The 16,346-nt window shown below is 40.8% G+C and carries 14 protein-coding genes; 10 read left to right on the top strand and 4 right to left on the bottom strand.

Annotated features, from left to right (window positions below):
* Entirely contained in the window at positions 1-1,680 is a 1,680-nt protein-coding gene (locus tag FBB35_RS13615) for a DUF4157 domain-containing protein (RefSeq protein ID WP_217481711.1), read from the bottom strand.
* Between the two features lie 219 nt (positions 1,681-1,899).
* Between FBB35_RS13615 and FBB35_RS13610 the strand changes: the two genes are divergently transcribed.
* The 6 genes from FBB35_RS13610 (at position 1,900) to FBB35_RS13585 (ending at position 9,255) form a co-directional block, all read left to right on the top strand.
* Entirely contained in the window at positions 1,900-2,139 is a 240-nt protein-coding gene (locus FBB35_RS13610; protein ID WP_174710065.1) for a hypothetical protein, read from the top strand.
* A complete protein-coding gene (locus FBB35_RS13605; RefSeq protein WP_174710064.1) occupies positions 2,139-2,663 on the top strand; it encodes a phage tail protein in 525 nt (174 codons plus the stop codon). The genes FBB35_RS13610 and FBB35_RS13605 overlap by 1 nt, the downstream gene beginning before the upstream one ends.
* A gap of 23 nt (positions 2,664-2,686) precedes the next feature.
* Positions 2,687-6,229: a hypothetical protein gene (locus tag FBB35_RS13600; RefSeq protein WP_174710063.1), complete on the top strand. Its 3,543-nt coding sequence runs from the start codon at positions 2,687-2,689 to the stop codon at positions 6,227-6,229.
* A gap of 38 nt (positions 6,230-6,267) precedes the next feature.
* Positions 6,268-6,825 (top strand): hypothetical protein, encoded by a 558-nt coding sequence (locus tag FBB35_RS13595; protein WP_174710062.1) that lies wholly within the window; start codon positions 6,268-6,270, stop codon positions 6,823-6,825.
* 80 nt (positions 6,826-6,905) lie between these two features.
* Positions 6,906-8,639: a VgrG-related protein gene (locus tag FBB35_RS13590; RefSeq protein ID WP_174710061.1), complete on the top strand. Its 1,734-nt coding sequence runs from the start codon at positions 6,906-6,908 to the stop codon at positions 8,637-8,639.
* Positions 8,640-8,757: 118 nt separating this feature from the next.
* Positions 8,758-9,255 carry a PAAR domain-containing protein gene (locus FBB35_RS13585; protein WP_174710060.1) on the top strand — a complete coding sequence of 166 codons (498 nt, stop codon included), beginning with the start codon at positions 8,758-8,760 and terminating at the stop codon, positions 9,253-9,255.
* A 132-nt stretch (positions 9,256-9,387) separates the two neighbouring features.
* On the opposite strand, the gene FBB35_RS13580 is transcribed toward FBB35_RS13585, so the two are convergent.
* Positions 9,388-9,870 (bottom strand): GNAT family N-acetyltransferase, encoded by a 483-nt coding sequence (locus FBB35_RS13580; protein ID WP_174710059.1) that lies wholly within the window; start codon positions 9,868-9,870, stop codon positions 9,388-9,390.
* Between the two features lie 287 nt (positions 9,871-10,157).
* On the opposite strand from FBB35_RS13580, the gene FBB35_RS13575 reads away from it, so the two are divergent.
* From FBB35_RS13575 to FBB35_RS13560, 4 genes are all read left to right on the top strand, one after another.
* Positions 10,158-10,571, top strand: coding sequence for a GPW/gp25 family protein (locus FBB35_RS13575; protein ID WP_174710058.1), 414 nt, complete (start codon positions 10,158-10,160; stop codon positions 10,569-10,571).
* Positions 10,572-10,759: 188 nt separating this feature from the next.
* Positions 10,760-12,958: a putative baseplate assembly protein gene (locus FBB35_RS13570; RefSeq protein WP_174710057.1), complete on the top strand. Its 2,199-nt coding sequence runs from the start codon at positions 10,760-10,762 to the stop codon at positions 12,956-12,958.
* 73 nt (positions 12,959-13,031) lie between these two features.
* A complete protein-coding gene (locus FBB35_RS13565; RefSeq protein WP_174710056.1) occupies positions 13,032-14,060 on the top strand; it encodes a phage tail protein in 1,029 nt (342 codons plus the stop codon).
* Between the two features lie 247 nt (positions 14,061-14,307).
* The gene (locus tag FBB35_RS13560; protein WP_174710055.1) at positions 14,308-15,507 is read left to right on the top strand and encodes a DUF4159 domain-containing protein; all 1,200 of its coding nucleotides are present in this window, start codon (positions 14,308-14,310) and stop codon (positions 15,505-15,507) included.
* 219 nt (positions 15,508-15,726) lie between these two features.
* Here the strand turns inward: FBB35_RS13560 and FBB35_RS13555 are convergent, their stop codons facing one another.
* Complete coding sequence (locus tag FBB35_RS13555) at positions 15,727-16,086, bottom strand: type II toxin-antitoxin system PemK/MazF family toxin (protein WP_174710054.1); 360 nt, start codon at positions 16,084-16,086, stop codon at positions 15,727-15,729.
* Positions 16,073-16,303: a CopG family transcriptional regulator gene (locus tag FBB35_RS13550; RefSeq protein WP_174710053.1), complete on the bottom strand. Its 231-nt coding sequence runs from the start codon at positions 16,301-16,303 to the stop codon at positions 16,073-16,075. The genes FBB35_RS13555 and FBB35_RS13550 overlap by 14 nt, the downstream gene beginning before the upstream one ends.
* Positions 16,304-16,346: the final 43 nt, after the last annotated feature.

The following is a 16,346-nucleotide window of genomic DNA, read 5'->3' as shown; positions in this document are numbered from 1 at the left end:
CTATTTTTTCAACGCTTTCTCTTCCTCTGTTTGTGGCGGATTGTCTACTCTCCTCCATTCCGTATTTACGGAACTACTAGCCAAATTCAATGAGCCATGAACTTTCACCTCAAAATTATCATAGTTACTCTCGAATCTACTTCGCTTGCTATTATCATCCCCTCGCCGCCCCCCCATTTCTAGAAACGCGCTGATCACATCCTCTGGGTTTCCTTCATATGCTACCCCTCGCGGCGTCTCCCCTTTTGTCTTTGCCTTTCCTAGCCAATCTGAGGATGCCCAGATTTCGCTAACATCCGTGATCTTCCACTCGGCATACCATTGGGCTTGATTGAGGAATGTTTGCTTTGTGCCTGCTAGTTGTCCCTTATAAAACAAAGCAAAAAAGGTATCTCCTACGTTCCCTATCATATCCCAATCTATTTTGCTTGTATGGCCTGACTTACTTGCTCCGACCTTACTCTTCTCAACGCTTGTACTCTCTTCGTTCTTCTTCGCCATCGCTGCTAGGGTCAATGCTGATAATATTTCTTTGTAGGACGGCGGTTTGACCTCCTTTTCCGTCTCATCCCACTGGTATTTGTCTGTATAGTGCCGCAGTGTCCAATTATCAGCGTCGCCCAGTTTGCCCATATCCTTTTTCCCTGGTGGTTTTCTTTCCGTCCCGTCTATCCATGTTTGTTCCTGCTGGGAATTTACGAACGCTAGCACGGCTTTCGCCACCGCTGGATCTTTAGTTGCATCAATCGTATTATCCGGAAAGACGGTTTTTATCGCGCTTAATATTGCCTCTTTCTTATCATCCTTGGTTACCCATTCCTTTTTGAGTTCTTCGTTGAGTTGAGGTACTTGCTCCTCATATTGTCGCTGGATGACAACGCTTCTCTGCACCGCCCCCCCATTCTGCTGCACTACATGAGTCAACTCATGCGCCAATAACTCCTGACCGCCGCGACTCCCTGGATTATATTCTCCCGAACGAAAGAACACATCCTGCCCTGTTGTAAAAGCACGCGCCTGAATTGACCGATTCAACTGGTCAGATTGACCATCCGTGTGAACCTTCACCCCACTGAAATCTGCGCCAAACGCCACCTCCATCGGTTCGCGGATATTGTCTGCGATCGCCTGTCCACCCCCCCTAGCTTGGTTAATGGATGCTTCCAGGTCAGGCGCAGCTTCCATCCCAGCCTCAGCCTGACGCTGTACCATCGGCTTCATCTGTAATTCTTCTTCTTCCTCTGGCAATGCTTCTCGTTGTAATGTGCTATTGTCCAGAGATTTCATCTGTAATTCTTCCTCATCCTCTGGCATTTCTTCTCGTTGCAACAAAGGCGTAATGGAATTTGCCAAAGGTTTCATCTGCAATTCTTCCTCATCCTCTGGCAATGCTTCTCGTTGGATAGACTGGCCATTTCCAGGTTGCGCCATTGTTTGCATTACCTGCTGTGCTACGTTATCAGCTTCCTGTTCATAAATGTCTCCAGGCTGGCTAATTGAGAGTTTTGCTTGGCTACGCAGTGGTATGCGACTTATATCGTGAGTAACGGGTTGATGGAGTGGTTGTACTTCAGGAACCGCTTGGCGTGAAATTAAACCAAAGCCCGGTGTAGGGTGTTTTAGGGATGGAATTGAGAAGCCTGTAGTAGTTTTTTTCTGTCGGCTGACATGTTCTCTCATTTTCTTCTCCTGTTTCCCAAGCAGTAGTTAGATAAATAATACGCTGTTACTTAGATGGATATTACAGCGATCGCACTTGTAACACAATTCCTCAAAAGTAAGGGATTTCCAGCTAACGCAGGGGCGCAAGGCCTTGCGCCTCTACTAAGTTCGACTTTTGGCTACTTTTGATTCTGATGCAGTACCTTTAGCCTGGATTTAGGGAGAGTTTTTTTATTTATGGACTCAAAACAGCAACAAACTTTTTTCACCTTCGATGGAGATGTTGGCGGTACTGCTGGCTACGCTGGGGTTTCGGCGGCATCTGATGCTACCAAGGCGGCTAAAACGGCAAGTAAATATCTCAACGACTCACGGCTGATGAACCAGCTCACAGAACACGTATATAAACTTTTGCTAGAAGATTTGCGATCGCAGCGCGAAAGGGTAGGTAGTTATGATTCTCAAAGGTGGTTGTGATGGCTACAGGTGCTAACAATGGCAACATTACTCACGAATTAAATTATGTCACTACTAATCGCTTTTATGTAGAAATAGACAGTTCTATTGCTGCATCTTTCGCTGAATGTTCAGGATTAAGTGTTCAAATTAAGAAAAATGTTTTTCAGGAAGGTGGTGTCAACGATCAGCAAAGAATTTATTTAGGTCATACAGAGTTTGCAGACATAACTTTGAAACGAGGATTCACCGATCATCCAGGTTTTTGGAACTGGATGAATGCAGTTTTTGATGAACAAAAGAAAACATCTCGGCGTAATGTCAATATTTTGATTTTTAATCAAGCTGGTGAAACGATGATGAGTTGGACTTTGATTGGTGCTATTCCTATAACCTGGAAAACACCTGCACTCCAAGCAGATGGAAAGGCAGTTGCAATTGAAGAATTAACTTTAGCTTATGAAGGTTTACAAGTTGCAAGGTCTACAGGAGGAGGCACTTCTGTACAACGGAATCAAAAATCAGGATATTTCGTTTCTAGTTAATTGGCTACTCTTAAACTATAACTATGCAAATTATTCAATCTCCACTAGGAAACAATATTCATCCCCTTGGGGTAATATCATCTTTATCTAATTCTCAGGGAATAATATTGAGAAAAGAATCTCATTCTTTGCATTCACGAAATAATTTGATTAGTACAATCCAAACTAAACCACCATTAGTAAAATCCTCCAAATTTTTCTTGTCTCGTCAGTATGAACCATCGATTGAACCATTAATCGGTTGGGATAGTTGGGACAATGAAGAGATAAATAGTGAATTTTCATTACTTGAGTTTGATTCTTCTGATTCAATAGCTGCACTAGAAAATAGTAATGAATCAGTAAAAGACAGAATTCCAGGGATAATGCCAACTCGCATTGCAAAAAACACGAGTAAAAATAATGAAACATCACAAAATCTAAATATTAAAGGTAAATCTAAATCAAAAAAAACAAATAAATCTCAACAGCCACCAGAAACAAAATCAAAATCTAGAACTAAAAAAGCTATCAAATCATCAACGGTTAAGAATGTTGAGCAATTTGTTGATGAAAGCAATGTTACTATTAATGGTAGTAGAAATAAATTATTAACATCAGATGAGTCTCTGTCTATTGAGGAGAATTCGGAAACCCCAATTTTCGGACGAAATATCGCTTCTGATAATACTGAAAATACTACAAATGATCATAGCTCTACCAGTGGTATAACGGTATTTACTTCGCCTGTTATTGAAGATAAATCGACTTTATTCAGTAATTTTGCTACCGATGACCCGCAAGTAAATTCTGAGCTATTATCTAGTTTACCTAGTGCAGATTTGTCTATAACAGAAAGTACTTTGGCATCGAAAGAAAATATTAAATCAAATAACAATACAAGTGAATTAGTCCAAGATTTATCTATAGAATTTCTTCCGTCTAACAATATGGAGGAAACGTTTACACCGTCTAGTAACTTTAAAAGCCATGAACAAAAACTAATCCCTGAAGTATCAGAATCAGTTAATATTTCAGAGATCCCAGTTAGCCCAAATCCACCACACAAGGATATTGAAACACATCAACTTCCTTCTGTAGTTGACAATAAAAGCAGCGCTGACCCAACGGATTTAATCCAAGTAAAAGAGGTGTCACCAACCTTAAATTTTCCATCACAGGAAGAAGAAATACTAAATACTAATACTAATTCAGAGGCGATTACAGCCATTAAACCAGACTTAATATTAGAAAGCACCGCAAATGATTTTATTAAAGATAATGCTGCCGTTGATAATACTCTAACTTTATCATCAACACTTAATTCATCTGATATTGATGAAGCACCAACGTTACTTCATCCTTTAGAAAATCATGAAAATACCATAGGGGCGTATATTCCTTCATCTAATTCTGAGTCTTCAGTTGTAAAAAATCAAACTACAGTACAACAAGAAATTTATTCTAACTTTTCACAGGATGTAAAAAATGTAGAAAAACCAACGCAAAACTTGAACCCCAATTCCACTTCATTACAAAGCAAAGGAGAGAATTCAAAGCCTCTCTCATTGCAGGATAAAGGTTTTACAGATACCGTGAAAAGCCAGGAAATTGATTCGAGTGTTACGAGTGACTTTCCAGACAGTGCGACTATTCAGTTAACACCTACCTCAGCCGATATTGAAGATATACCTAGTTTATTCAGTAACTCTGATAGCGATGAACAGTTAGTCACTTTAGAGTCACAGTCTCTTATGGCGGCTAATGTCTTAGATGTTTCAGCAAATGTAAGTTCACTGCGACGTGATGGCAATTTTGAGAATACTGCCAGCGAGTTTACAGAAAGTCAGTCCATCTTAGCAGCACCTGAAATTACAGAAACACCAATCATTATCGCCACATCGCCTGAAATTAGTGAAGCATTAGTAGCTAGCACCACATCACCTGAAATTAGTGAAGCATTGGTAGCTAGCACCACATCACCTGAAATTGCTGAAGCACCAATAATTACCGCCACATCACCTGAAATTAGTGAAGCATTGGTAGCTAGCACCACATCACATGAAATTGATGAAGCACCAATAATTACCGCCACATCACCTGAAATTAGTGAAGCATTGGTAGCTAGCACCACATCACATGAAATTGATGAAGCACCAATAATTACCGCCACATCACCTGAAATTAGTGAAGCATTGGTAGCTAGCACCATATCACCTGAAATTGATGAAGCACCAATAATTACCGCCACATCACCTGAAATTAGTGAAGCATTGGTAGCTAGCACCACATCACATGAAATTGCTGAAGCACCAATAATTACCGCCACATCACCTGAAATTAGTGAAGCATTGGTAGCTAGCACCACATCACCTAAAATTGATGAAGCACCAATAATTACCGCCACATCGCCTGAAATTAGTGAAGCATTGGTAGCTAGCACCACATCACATGAAATTGCTGAAGCACCAATAATTACCGCCACATCGCCTGAAATTGCTGAAGAAGCAAGTATTTTTAGGAAAATTATTGATAATGAACAAACAGTAGAATCAGAAAATCCTGAAATATCAACCCTTGCTGATACCTGGGATAATCCAGATATTCTAGATAACCCAATTTCTCTACAAGATGAGGTAAGCACAGCACCCAAAGTTGAGCAAAATGCGATCGCACAAAAACCCGCACCTAAAGGTTATGCTACTGGTGGTCATGTTACAGACTCCCGTGTTGAAAATCGCCAGCAGATAGCACCCTCCGATACAGTACCAGCAATGCTTACGCCTGGGGAGTTTGTCATTAATACCAGGGATGCACAAAAGAATTTACCTCTACTGCATCACATCAACACTGGTGGAACACCGCACGATATTATACTTCCAAGTTTACAGACACCCAATCCTACAGAAGCAGGAGAAACAATTTCTCCAGAGACTCCGACTAAAGTCGATTCTTTTCCAGACATTTCATTACAGCTAAAAAGCGCTGAAACTGATTCACCTGAGATATCCAATTCCTTAATTCCTTCTTCCTTGGGGTTGAATATTAGTCAAAATAAACTTTCAGTTCTCAATTCTCCACAGCTTAATCCTCTTCAAAATGAAATAATAGATGTCGGTGAATCTTCACCTCAATACTCGTCGCCTCCCATGATTTTCCGAAAAGCAAATCCCAGCACTCACACACCTTCCCAATGGTCAAATACACCTTCTCAATGGTCAAGTGTGGAAGATTTACTAAATGGAAATAATGATGATTTTACTAGCTTTAATTTTAATGATGGAGAATCTAACAGCCAAAATTATGAATTTTCTCATGGTTCAGAATCGCCACAAGTTTTTGCTAAACACCTTCCTACACCTAGAGGCTTTGCTAATGGTGGAGAAGTCACTCCACCCGACATATCTAGAGAAATACAACCGATAACCGAAACCATAGAGAGTGCATCTTCATCTTCTCAAGGAGATGAAAAAGATGATACAGCCGATATTGAAGCTCTAGCTCGTGAAATTTATCACAGATTACGACAACGGATAGAAATTGAGCGAGAGCGTCATGGTGGTTACTCCGGTCGATTACCTTGGTAAGTTTCCATTCAATAATTAATTTTTGGGGAAATATTAAAATGGCAAGTCCAGCAATTATTGTTATTCAAAAGCGTCAACCACAACTTGAGAAAGCTAAACTTGTAGCTTATAACAGTGAAGCACCAGATATTGAATTAATGTTTAATCCTACAGATATTAGTTTCGCTCGGACTGTTAAGTGGGAAAGTAAGGATGGTAATAGAGGAACTACTCTACTTCCGAAAGTAAACTTTTCTGGCGTTGAACCTTATAAATTCACCCTTAAACAGTTACTCTATGATACTTATGAAACGAAAGAGTCTGTAATGAAAAAATATATAGATAACATTAAGAAAGGTGTAGAAACTATCAGTAAAGCAACTGACAAACGACCACCTGTCTACATATTTACATGGGGAGATGAGTATTTTTATTGTGTAATCACGAGTTTAACCTACACTTTAAATATGTTTTTGAGTGATGGTACGCCAGTCAGGGCACTGGTAGATATAGCCTTGCAAGAAGTAGATAAGAATAACCTGCCTGGAGGACGTAAATCTGATTCTAAAGGCAACGCTCGTGCAACAGATAAAAAGGGTCAAAAACTGAGTAAGTAAAATAAATAAAGTAATAAATTAGTATTTACTTTGTCATTAAAGGCTGATCTAAACATTTTATAAATTATCAAATAATAGTTATGCCTCCAAAAAAAAGCCTTTATTTAAGCGAACCTAAAATACAGATAGATGGACAACCTGCTTCTCCTGAATTAATGAAGGATTTGTTGCAAATCACAATAGAAGAAAGCCTTCATTTACCAGCAATGTTTACGCTAGTAATCCATAATAGCTATATTCCCACATCTGACCGACCAGAAAATAAGGCTTGGCGACATGAGCAGTTGTTTAGAATTGGCAAAAAAGTGAAGTTGGGTTTTACTTCGAGTACTACTCTAGATAATAATTTTCAAGATGAGGTAGAAAAAATCCTAATTGAAGGCGAAATTACCGCAATGGAAGTTCACTTCAATGAAAAATCTGAAGCTGATATCATTGTTCGTGGTTATGATATTTCTCATCGTCTTCACAGAGGTCGTTATAATCGTTCTTTTTTGAATGAAACTGATAGTGATATAGTCAAAAAAATAGTTCAGGAAGTAGGTATAAGACCTGGCGATATCGAGTCAACAGGCGAAGTTAATAAGTATGTCTTCCAAGAAAACCAAACTAATATGGAGTTTTTGCGGGAAAGGGCAGCCCGTAATGGTTTTGAACTATTTATTACAGAGGATAAGATAAATTTTTGTAAACCTAAAGTTCAGGAATCTCTAGCATTAGAATGGCTAGATGATATTAGTAAATTTAGTACCCGCGTTACCAGTGCTGAACAGGTGAGTTCTGTGGAAGTACGTGCCTGGGACTATGCTCAGAAAAAATTGATTAGCCAAACAGCTAATAAAGAAAAGCAAGTAACCGAGACAGGTAATCAGCTAGGAAGTAGTACCAGTACTGCATTTTCTAATCTTAAGTCTCCCAAAATGATTGTTGTAGATAAGCCTGTCGCCAGTCAAAAGCAAGCAAAAGCTATGGCTCAGGCTTTATGTGATGAATTGGGAGGAGAATTTGTTTATGCAGATGCTAAAGCAGCAGGGAATCCTGAGATTCGTCCTGGACGAGTTGTTAAGCTTAAGGGTATAGGCGATCACTATAGTGGTAAGTATTATGTTACAGAAACCCGTCATTTCTTTAATCAGCGCGTTTATGAAACTGATTTCAGCGTGCGGGGACTACGTTCTGGTAACTTATTCACAACTCTATCCCCAGAAAAACGTCTACAGCCATCTGAAACTTTATTAGTCGGAATTGTGACTGATAATAAAGACCCAGAGAAAATGGGCAGAGTGAAAGTCAAGTTTCCCACTCTCACAGAAGACCATACAAGTGACTGGGCGAGAGTTGTCGCTGTGGGAGCAGGTCAAAACAGAGGCTTCGACTGTTTACCAGAGGTAAACGATGAAGTTTTGGTAGGTTTTGAACATGGCGATATTCACCGTCCTTACGTCATTGGTGGGGTATGGAACGGGAAGGATGCACCACCAGAAAAGGTAAGTGATTCTGTTACAGGTGGTGTAAGATTACGCACTATTAAGACTCGCGTCGGTCATGTTTTACAGTTTGTTGAAGAGGATAAAGGAAGTAGTAAAACAGGTATTCGCGTAGAAACTAAAGACGGTCATAAAATATATCTCAATGATAGTCAAAGGTGCATAGAGATTGAAACCACAGGTGGTCATAAAATCAAAATGGACGATATGGGTAAATCCGTTTCAGTGAAATCAACAGGTAATATGTCATTAGATGCGGCTGGAAATATAGACATTTCAGCCAACGGCGTGATTACGGTTAAAGGTGCGATGATTCGCCTTAATTAATTTTCTATGTTTTTTCTCAGCGCTCTCTGTGCCTCTGTGGTTTAAAAGTAATTTATCTAACTACAGAGACGCAGAGAACACAGAGGCAATAGATTAAAGACACTATTAGGAGGTTGTTATGGGTAAACCGGCGGCAAGAATTACTGACAATGTGGCGCATCCTTTACCCCCAGTTTTAACAGGAGGGCCGGGTAGTCCTAATGTGTTGATTGGATCTTTACCTGCGTGGCGGGGCGTGCTTGCAGCAGCAGTACCAGGTTTGCAGTCTGCTAAAACAGCTTCTGATACGGCTATCCAAGCGGCTGAGGCTGCTACCCTAGCGGCGGCAGGTACGCCAGGGGCACCTGCTGCCTTAGCTACCGAACAAACTACAAAGGCAACATCTGCTGCTACTATGGGTAGTGCGATCGCAGCTGCTGCCGCTGGTGCTGATATTCATAATTGCGCCACACCTTTACCCTTACCTCCTCACGGCCCTGGGGTTGTGATTGACGGTAGTCAGACTGTGCTGATTAACAACCTGCCTGCCTCTCGGATGGGCGACACTATTATAGAAGCATTAGGGCCACCGAATAAAATTATCAAAGGCGATTTTACTGTTCTCATTGGCGGTTGATTGGAGAACTAGAGGAGGTGAGGTAGGGAATAATTGAAACTTTATCCAAAATTTTGTCAGGATTGATAACTTAGCGCAAATAGCAATTAATCATATCAATCTGCTTTAAGAACTTTTCGATCCATCAATCACCTATCCTAATTTCTTCTCCCAGAATAATGCCTTGCCCATCTGTGGATTTAGCTCATAGCCACTAAATCCGAACGCCTTGTATGCTGACTGGGCAACATGGTTTCCTTCCAGTACCTCTAGCGTGAGTTTGCAGCAGCCCAAATCAAACGCTATCTCCTCCGCTTTCTGTAGCAGCAATTTGGACAAACCTCTACCACGGTAGGCTAAAGCAACGATGACATCGTGAATATTAAGTAATGGTTTACACGCGAACGTAGAGAATCCTTCTAAACAGACAACAAGCCCTGCGGGTTCGGCATCGACAAACGCAAGAATGACGTGAGCCGCTTTTCTCTTTCCAAGCTCTGCTGAGAGATTTGCTTTAACGTAGTCGGATAGACCTTTACCACCACCCATCGGGTCGAGCGCATACTCATCCATTAACTGAACCATAGCGTCCGCATGAGCAGGCATACTCAGGTTTGCTTTAACAATTTCAATCATCTATTAATTCTTTACTCTTTAAATGTTGGCATAATGTTCCTGGTAAGTGGCTGCCGACAACCCTAGTTTTGAATAGTTGATTTGAATTAAAAAATTAATTCCAATCCTGAAAAGATACTACCAGGAAAGGGAGTAAATGAATTCCCTCAGTCAGTCCACTTCAGAACCTCAAACTGCACTGTCCCTTTGCTCCCCGCCTCTTCATCCTCGACCTTTGGCGAATAGGCTTAAACCTTCTGTGCCGATATCTTTGAAGATATCCATGTACAACTGTCTAAGTGCCAGATATGGTTTATGGTCGTGAACGAGCCTATTTGGGAACAGGTTGGGCTTATCCACTGCATTTAAGTGTGCAAGGCGGGATACAACTTAGCCGTGAAGATCAAAAAGTTAAAGAATCTATTTGGATTATTCTCCGCACGGGAGTAGGTGAGCGGGTTTACCGACCTACCTTTGGTTCGCGCTTGTCGGAACTAGCGTTTGCACCTTTAAATAGCGATACCCTACTGCGAATCCGTCTTTATGTCTTGGAAGCTTTAGAAGTTTGGGAACCACGCATTATTATCGATGAAGTTGTCACCGATCCTGACCCTGTGCGTGGCAGAGTGGATATCATCATCAATTATCGACTTAAAGACAGTCCCGATATTTATAGTTTTGTTTATCCTTATTATTTGGTTTCAGCTGGGGAGGAATCGTGATACGAATTAAAAATTAAAAATTGAAAATTAAAAATTCAGAAAGCTCAATTTCATCTGGGTTTCTAGGCTTGTATAGCAACAGTCAAGGTGGTTAGGACATCAGCAGATGATGAAACTTAGACACAAAAAGACTTTTCACCCAGTCCCCAGTCCCTTGCTATATCTGTTACATTCTTTTTTAAATTGGTATGAACTTTGATTTTTTACCGAAATTACCTTCTTCTAACTTAGACGATCGCGCCTTCGATGATTTGGTGGAAGAATGTATTATGCGTATTCCTCGCTACTGTCCCGAATGGACAGACCACAACCTCAGCGACCCTGGAATTACGCTAATTGAGTTATTTGCTTGGTTAACTGACCAGATGTTGCTCAGATTTAACCAAGTACCTCGAAAAAATTATGTCGCTTTCCTAGAATTACTGGGTATTCGTCTCCAGCCTCCAGCCCCAGCCCGCACGGAATTAACTTTTTATTTAAGCGCTGCATTACCCGAAGCCTACACTATTCCAGCCGGATTAGAAGCCTCAACTATCCGCACTGAAACTACAGAAGCGATTACCTTTAGTACAGATTATCCTCTAATTATCGGCAACCCCCGCATCCAACACTTCTTAACTGCCCAAACTACCGAAGATATTCCCCAATCTCTGCGCGAAAGAGTCACAACTTCATGGACTCGTCAATCTAACGGTTTCTGGACAGGTAATGAACAACCGATATTTGAAGAGGAACCCCAGCCTGGTAACTGTTTTTATTTAGCAATTAATTCTGACGATCCTTTAGATGCTAATGTTTTAGAAATTGTTTTCCAAGGGGCTGCGGCTACTCCTGCTGGTATTAACCCCAATCAACCACCGCGAAAGTGGGAAGCTTGGGACGGGGAAAATTGGCAATCAGTTTTATTGCAAGAGTCGGATGATAAAACTCGCGGTTTCAGTTTTTACGAAATGGCCCAACAGGGTGGAAACCCGTCTCAAGGTGCAGAGGTACGTTTGCATTTACCTCAAATTTGGCCTGTGGCTAATTTTACTTCTTACCGAGGTCGCTGGTTGCGGTGTAGCTTTGTTTCCACAGAAGCCAATGAAACTGGTTACAATCGTCCGCCAAGAATTATTGGTTTAGCAGCGCGGTCAATTGGCGGTACTGTTAGGGCTAGTCACAGTACGCTGATTCTAGATGAGCGATTGGGAATTAGTGATGGTACACCTGGTCAGAGTTTCAATTTACAAACAGCACCAATTTTAGAACGCCGAGAAAATGAGTATATTTTAGTTACTCCCAGTGGTGGTTTGCCTCAAAAGTGGACTGAGGTGAGAGATTTTGCTGATTCTGGGCCACATAACTTTCATTACACCATCGATTCGCTAACTGGTACAATCCAGTTTGGGCCTCTGATTCGGGAACCTAGCCAACTTAAACAGCATACCCAGGTACGCTCAAGAATTCAAGAACCATCGCTAGATAACACATCTGTACAAGTTCTAGAAAATAACCAGTCGGAACACCAATATGGGGCGATTCCTCCCCGTGGTGCAGAGATTAAAATGGTTACTTATCGTACAGGCGGCGGGAGAGAAGGCAATGTGCAAACAGGGGCAATCCAGTTTTTGAAGTCTGCGTATCCTTATGTTGCTAGTGTGGTCAATCGTGTACCTGCAATTAATGGTGCGGATGCCGAATCGCTGGAGCAGGCTGTAATAAAAGCTCCCCGCATCCTCCGCACACGCGATCGCGCCGTCACTGCTGAAGATTTTGAAGTTTTGACTCAACAGGCGGGTGCTGGTGCGATCGCGCGTGTCCGGTGTTTGCCAGCAAATTCTCGTAGGCAAGCTGGTATAGTTAGTTTACTTGTAGTACCTTATGCAAATACAGATGCGATCGCGCAAGGTAATGGCATGACACCAGAAAATTTTGCTCTTAGTAATGCCCTGCAAGAGCAAATTTTGAGTTACTTAGATGAAAGACGGTTATTAGGGGTACAAATAGAATTACAAGAACCGAATTACGTAGGTGTTTCTGTACAGACAGAAATTGCTTTAGAACCTGCTTATGATAATCCTTTTGCTAGAGAAGAAATTCGCCGGAATTTAAGAGTATCACTGTATAAATATTTAAATCCATTAACTGGAGGAATGGACGGCAAAGGTTGGCCATTTGGGCGACCTGTTTATACATCAGATATTGTGGCATTACTGCAACAAACCCCAGGCGTGCGTCATTTAGGCCCCATCCTACTGTTTCCCATCCGCAAGCAAGGAGAAAATTGGCGACGACAACCATCACCAGAACAATTAATTGACCCAGGCTCGGAAGGTTTGATATGTTCTTGGGCTGATACCAATCTACGTTCAAATCACGACATCCAAATAATTCGTAATTCGTAATTTGTCATTTGTCATTTGTCAGTAGTTATTATCACATCCATTCTCAATTCCCCATTCCCCATTCCCTAATCCTATGGTTCAAAGTCGCTCTAGTCCGGCTGTAAGCATTCAATTAACGCCAATGCAAATACCTGAAGCTTTACCTGTGGCGGGTTTAGGATTTGCAAACGCGGATATGGATATAGGTGGACGTACTTTACTTTTGCATCCTGGACATCCCAGCGAGATGATTGTGCAAGTGCAAAACTTAGAACAACGTCCTTTGCGGGTAAGCTTAAGCGTTGACGGAAACTTTCCATCCCAGTGGTGTCAAATTGGCACAGAGGGTAGTGAGATACCACCTCGTGGACAAATGGATGCTGTTCTCTACTTCTCAATTCCTGACACATTTTTTGAAGACCAAGAAGCAATTTCTCCTGGAAAAAAAGACAAGTTAACACTCAATTTTCGTAGCCTAATTACTTTATATATAGACACAGGAACGGAGAATGAACAAATCGAGAGAAGCGAGTATTTCGATTTATATATCCGTCCCTACACCGCCTACATGGAGTTCTTGCCAATTTTGTATCGAGAAGTAGACTTTATTGGTCGCTTCATGAAGATATTTGAGCAAGCTTTTCAACCAATAGTTGATAGTTACAATGTCATGTGGGCAAACCTAGATCCCTTGACAGCACCACAAGCATTACTACCTTTCATGGCTCATTGGGTTGCTTGGCAAGTAGATTCAGTTTGGGATCTCCAGCAACAAAGGCGTTTAATTCGTCGGGCTGTAGAACTTTATCGCTGGCGGGGAACTCGTAAAGGATTGCGTCTCTATTTACATCTTTATACTGGTTTACCACTCGATGAAGATTTAGCAAATGAAGCTGATAAACATATTAGTATCACAGAACCTTTTGGGCCAAGTTTCATTATAGGAGATGCACAATTAGGAAATGCAGTTTTAGCAGGTGGGCAACCATATCATTTTATAGTACGTTTACGTTCAAATCTTTCTAGTGGCATTATTAATGAGCAACTTATCCAAAGAATAATAGAACAAGAAAAGCCTGCTTTCTGCACTTATGAATTATCTATTGAAAATCCTTCTAATTAAATCATTTGTAATTAAATTGTAGAGTGTGTTATTGCTTTAGCATAATACACCCTACATCTTGAATAGGTAGTATTATTTAAAACTCCTAAAACAGACTTTTAATCCAATACGGTTCAGTTAAGGCTTAACGCTTTGTCAAAGTAAATTTTTTTAACGAACCGCGAAGGACGCAAAGGACGCAAAGGAAGAGAAGGAAGAAATGCTTAACTGAACTGTATTAACTTTTAATCCAAAATCTAAAATCGTTATGTCCCATCCTTTTCCACCCCCACCAATCAAATCTCTTGAACGTCTACAAGCCGCAGACGGATTACTAATCAATGCAGAGCGATGGCGCACAGCCCATGATTATCATCGAAATCGGCAAAATGCTCAATATCAAAGTTTAAACCAACCAGGAATTGTTTGTGGTTTAGGCGTTCGAGATGTGGCAGCCCCAAGTCAAGTAGAAGCTAGATATCGAGATGGGCGTTGGGTACAAATTCAACCTGGTATTGCAATTGATTTAGCAGGTAATTTAATTGTTGTACCAACTTCTTATGATTTTCCCATTGATATAGAAGTAGTAAGTTCTGAACCACTCATGATCTACTTAGTAGTTAGCTATGTAGATCCTGATGAATTACGGCGTGGACAGCAAAGAGACATTGTTCAAGAAACCTATCGAATTGACCAAAGAAACTCAATACCAGCCAGTTCAGAAATAGAAATATGTCGAATACTTCTGCAACCAGGACATACTGATATTACCCAACCTGCGGATGCTTTCTTTCCTGGATATAACAATATTGATTTGCGTTATCGCCGTCAAGCACAAATGCGTCCTCAAGCACTTGTCTGTATGGCACAGGCGACTCATAGCGATCCTGAATGTGCGCGTAATTTTTTCAGCCTTTCATATTTGTTACAAGCAGTAGAACCTTTATATCCTAGTTTGCGAGGGGCTGATGAACCAGGACAGGTTGCTTTAGGAGAAAATATTCAAGATTATGACCTACTTTATTTAACAGGTGGACAGGCAATTTCTTTAAATAGTCTTGAATTCGAATCCCTCAAAAATTACTTAAATTTAGGTGGCGTGCTTCTCGTTGATGCACCAATCAATGCTAATGCTTTAATTGAGAGTACTCAAGCATTAGCACAACAGTTAGAAAGTCCTTTAAGACCTTTAGAAGAATTGCAACGGAGTCATCCTTTAAGGACAAAACCTTTCTTATTTGCTGCCTTGCCAATGGTTAATCAACAGCAAATTAAAATATTAATCGGTGGCGGAATTATTCTAGTAATTGGTGATTTAGCGACTGCTTGGGGACTGGATAGAGATTTGAGTTTACCCAGATTGACTATTCGTACAGCCCAGGAACTTGGAATTAATATTCTTCACTATGCTTGGAAGCGGCGACAATTGATAGGTTTGCAACAAGAAGATAATTCAGGGCAGTGGTAGGGTGGGCATCAATACGGTTTGGTTAAGGAAAGAGATGGTGATTTATTGCGTCTTCGCGATCTATAACGTTCATCAAAAACCTTATCCGAATCGTATTGGAGTGGGCATTACTTTAAATAATATTGCACCTTGTTCCACATTTTTTAGCAATGCCTACTCTCTAATATAGAGCGATCGCCTTCGCGTCACTTTAATCTCTATTTTTATTCCCTAACACCCCTAAACTACAAATCCCAGAACTACATTTAAAGCTGTATGAATAAGTTCCCAGTACTCTGACTCCAGCACACCTACCAAACCCAAAATACGACTATGATCAACAGCACGAATTTGGCCAATATCTATAAAACTGTCTTGGTCTAGTCCATTATTTGGTGTTGCTTTCACATTTACAACGTAGGGCGCTTGTTTACTTCCGGGTCGAAATGGCATCACAATTGTCAGCAATCCATACTGATTCATGATGTCATTTTGCACAATCAAGCAAGCGCGGATTTTTTTCGCTTCAGCCCCCACTGTTGGATCAAGATTAACCCAACGTATTTCTCCTCGCTGATAAGTTAAACTACTCCCTGGCATTTATGCCATCCCCAACAACACTATCCCAAGCAGCAATTTCAGTTTGATATTCTGGATCTTCAGCATCCTGCTTGAGGGCTGCAATCATTTCTGCTGCTAAAATTCGGCGGCGGTGTTCTGCTAGCAGTGTATTGATGTATGCACTACGATTTCCCTGTGCATACTGATCTACAAATTGCAGAATATCTTCTTCTAAGGTAATTGTAACTTTGAGCATCTATATTATTTTTTGTATTACTATTTAGTATGATTTAATTATC

The sequence above is a fragment of the Nostoc sp. TCL240-02 genome (genome assembly GCF_013343235.1).
In the GTDB taxonomy this organism is placed as follows: domain Bacteria; phylum Cyanobacteriota; class Cyanobacteriia; order Cyanobacteriales; family Nostocaceae; genus Nostoc.
The sequence above is the reverse complement of the archived record's forward strand: the minus strand, read 5'-3'. Positions and strand labels throughout refer to the sequence as shown.

Coding starts and splice junctions, on each gene's coding strand:
- FBB35_RS13615 (WP_217481711.1), bottom strand. CDS start 1,680: ATGAGAGAACATGTCAGCCGACAGAAAAAAACTACTACAGGCTTCTCA.
- FBB35_RS13610 (WP_174710065.1), top strand. CDS start 1,900: ATGGACTCAAAACAGCAACAAACTTTTTTCACCTTCGATGGAGATGTT.
- FBB35_RS13605 (WP_174710064.1), top strand. CDS start 2,139: ATGGCTACAGGTGCTAACAATGGCAACATTACTCACGAATTAAATTAT.
- FBB35_RS13600 (WP_174710063.1), top strand. CDS start 2,687: ATGCAAATTATTCAATCTCCACTAGGAAACAATATTCATCCCCTTGGG.
- FBB35_RS13595 (WP_174710062.1), top strand. CDS start 6,268: ATGGCAAGTCCAGCAATTATTGTTATTCAAAAGCGTCAACCACAACTT.
- FBB35_RS13590 (WP_174710061.1), top strand. CDS start 6,906: ATGCCTCCAAAAAAAAGCCTTTATTTAAGCGAACCTAAAATACAGATA.
- FBB35_RS13585 (WP_174710060.1), top strand. CDS start 8,758: ATGGGTAAACCGGCGGCAAGAATTACTGACAATGTGGCGCATCCTTTA.
- FBB35_RS13580 (WP_174710059.1), bottom strand. CDS start 9,870: ATGATTGAAATTGTTAAAGCAAACCTGAGTATGCCTGCTCATGCGGAC.
- FBB35_RS13575 (WP_174710058.1), top strand. CDS start 10,158: ATGGTTTATGGTCGTGAACGAGCCTATTTGGGAACAGGTTGGGCTTAT.
- FBB35_RS13570 (WP_174710057.1), top strand. CDS start 10,760: ATGAACTTTGATTTTTTACCGAAATTACCTTCTTCTAACTTAGACGAT.
- FBB35_RS13565 (WP_174710056.1), top strand. CDS start 13,032: ATGGTTCAAAGTCGCTCTAGTCCGGCTGTAAGCATTCAATTAACGCCA.
- FBB35_RS13560 (WP_174710055.1), top strand. CDS start 14,308: ATGTCCCATCCTTTTCCACCCCCACCAATCAAATCTCTTGAACGTCTA.
- FBB35_RS13555 (WP_174710054.1), bottom strand. CDS start 16,086: ATGCCAGGGAGTAGTTTAACTTATCAGCGAGGAGAAATACGTTGGGTT.
- FBB35_RS13550 (WP_174710053.1), bottom strand. CDS start 16,303: ATGCTCAAAGTTACAATTACCTTAGAAGAAGATATTCTGCAATTTGTA.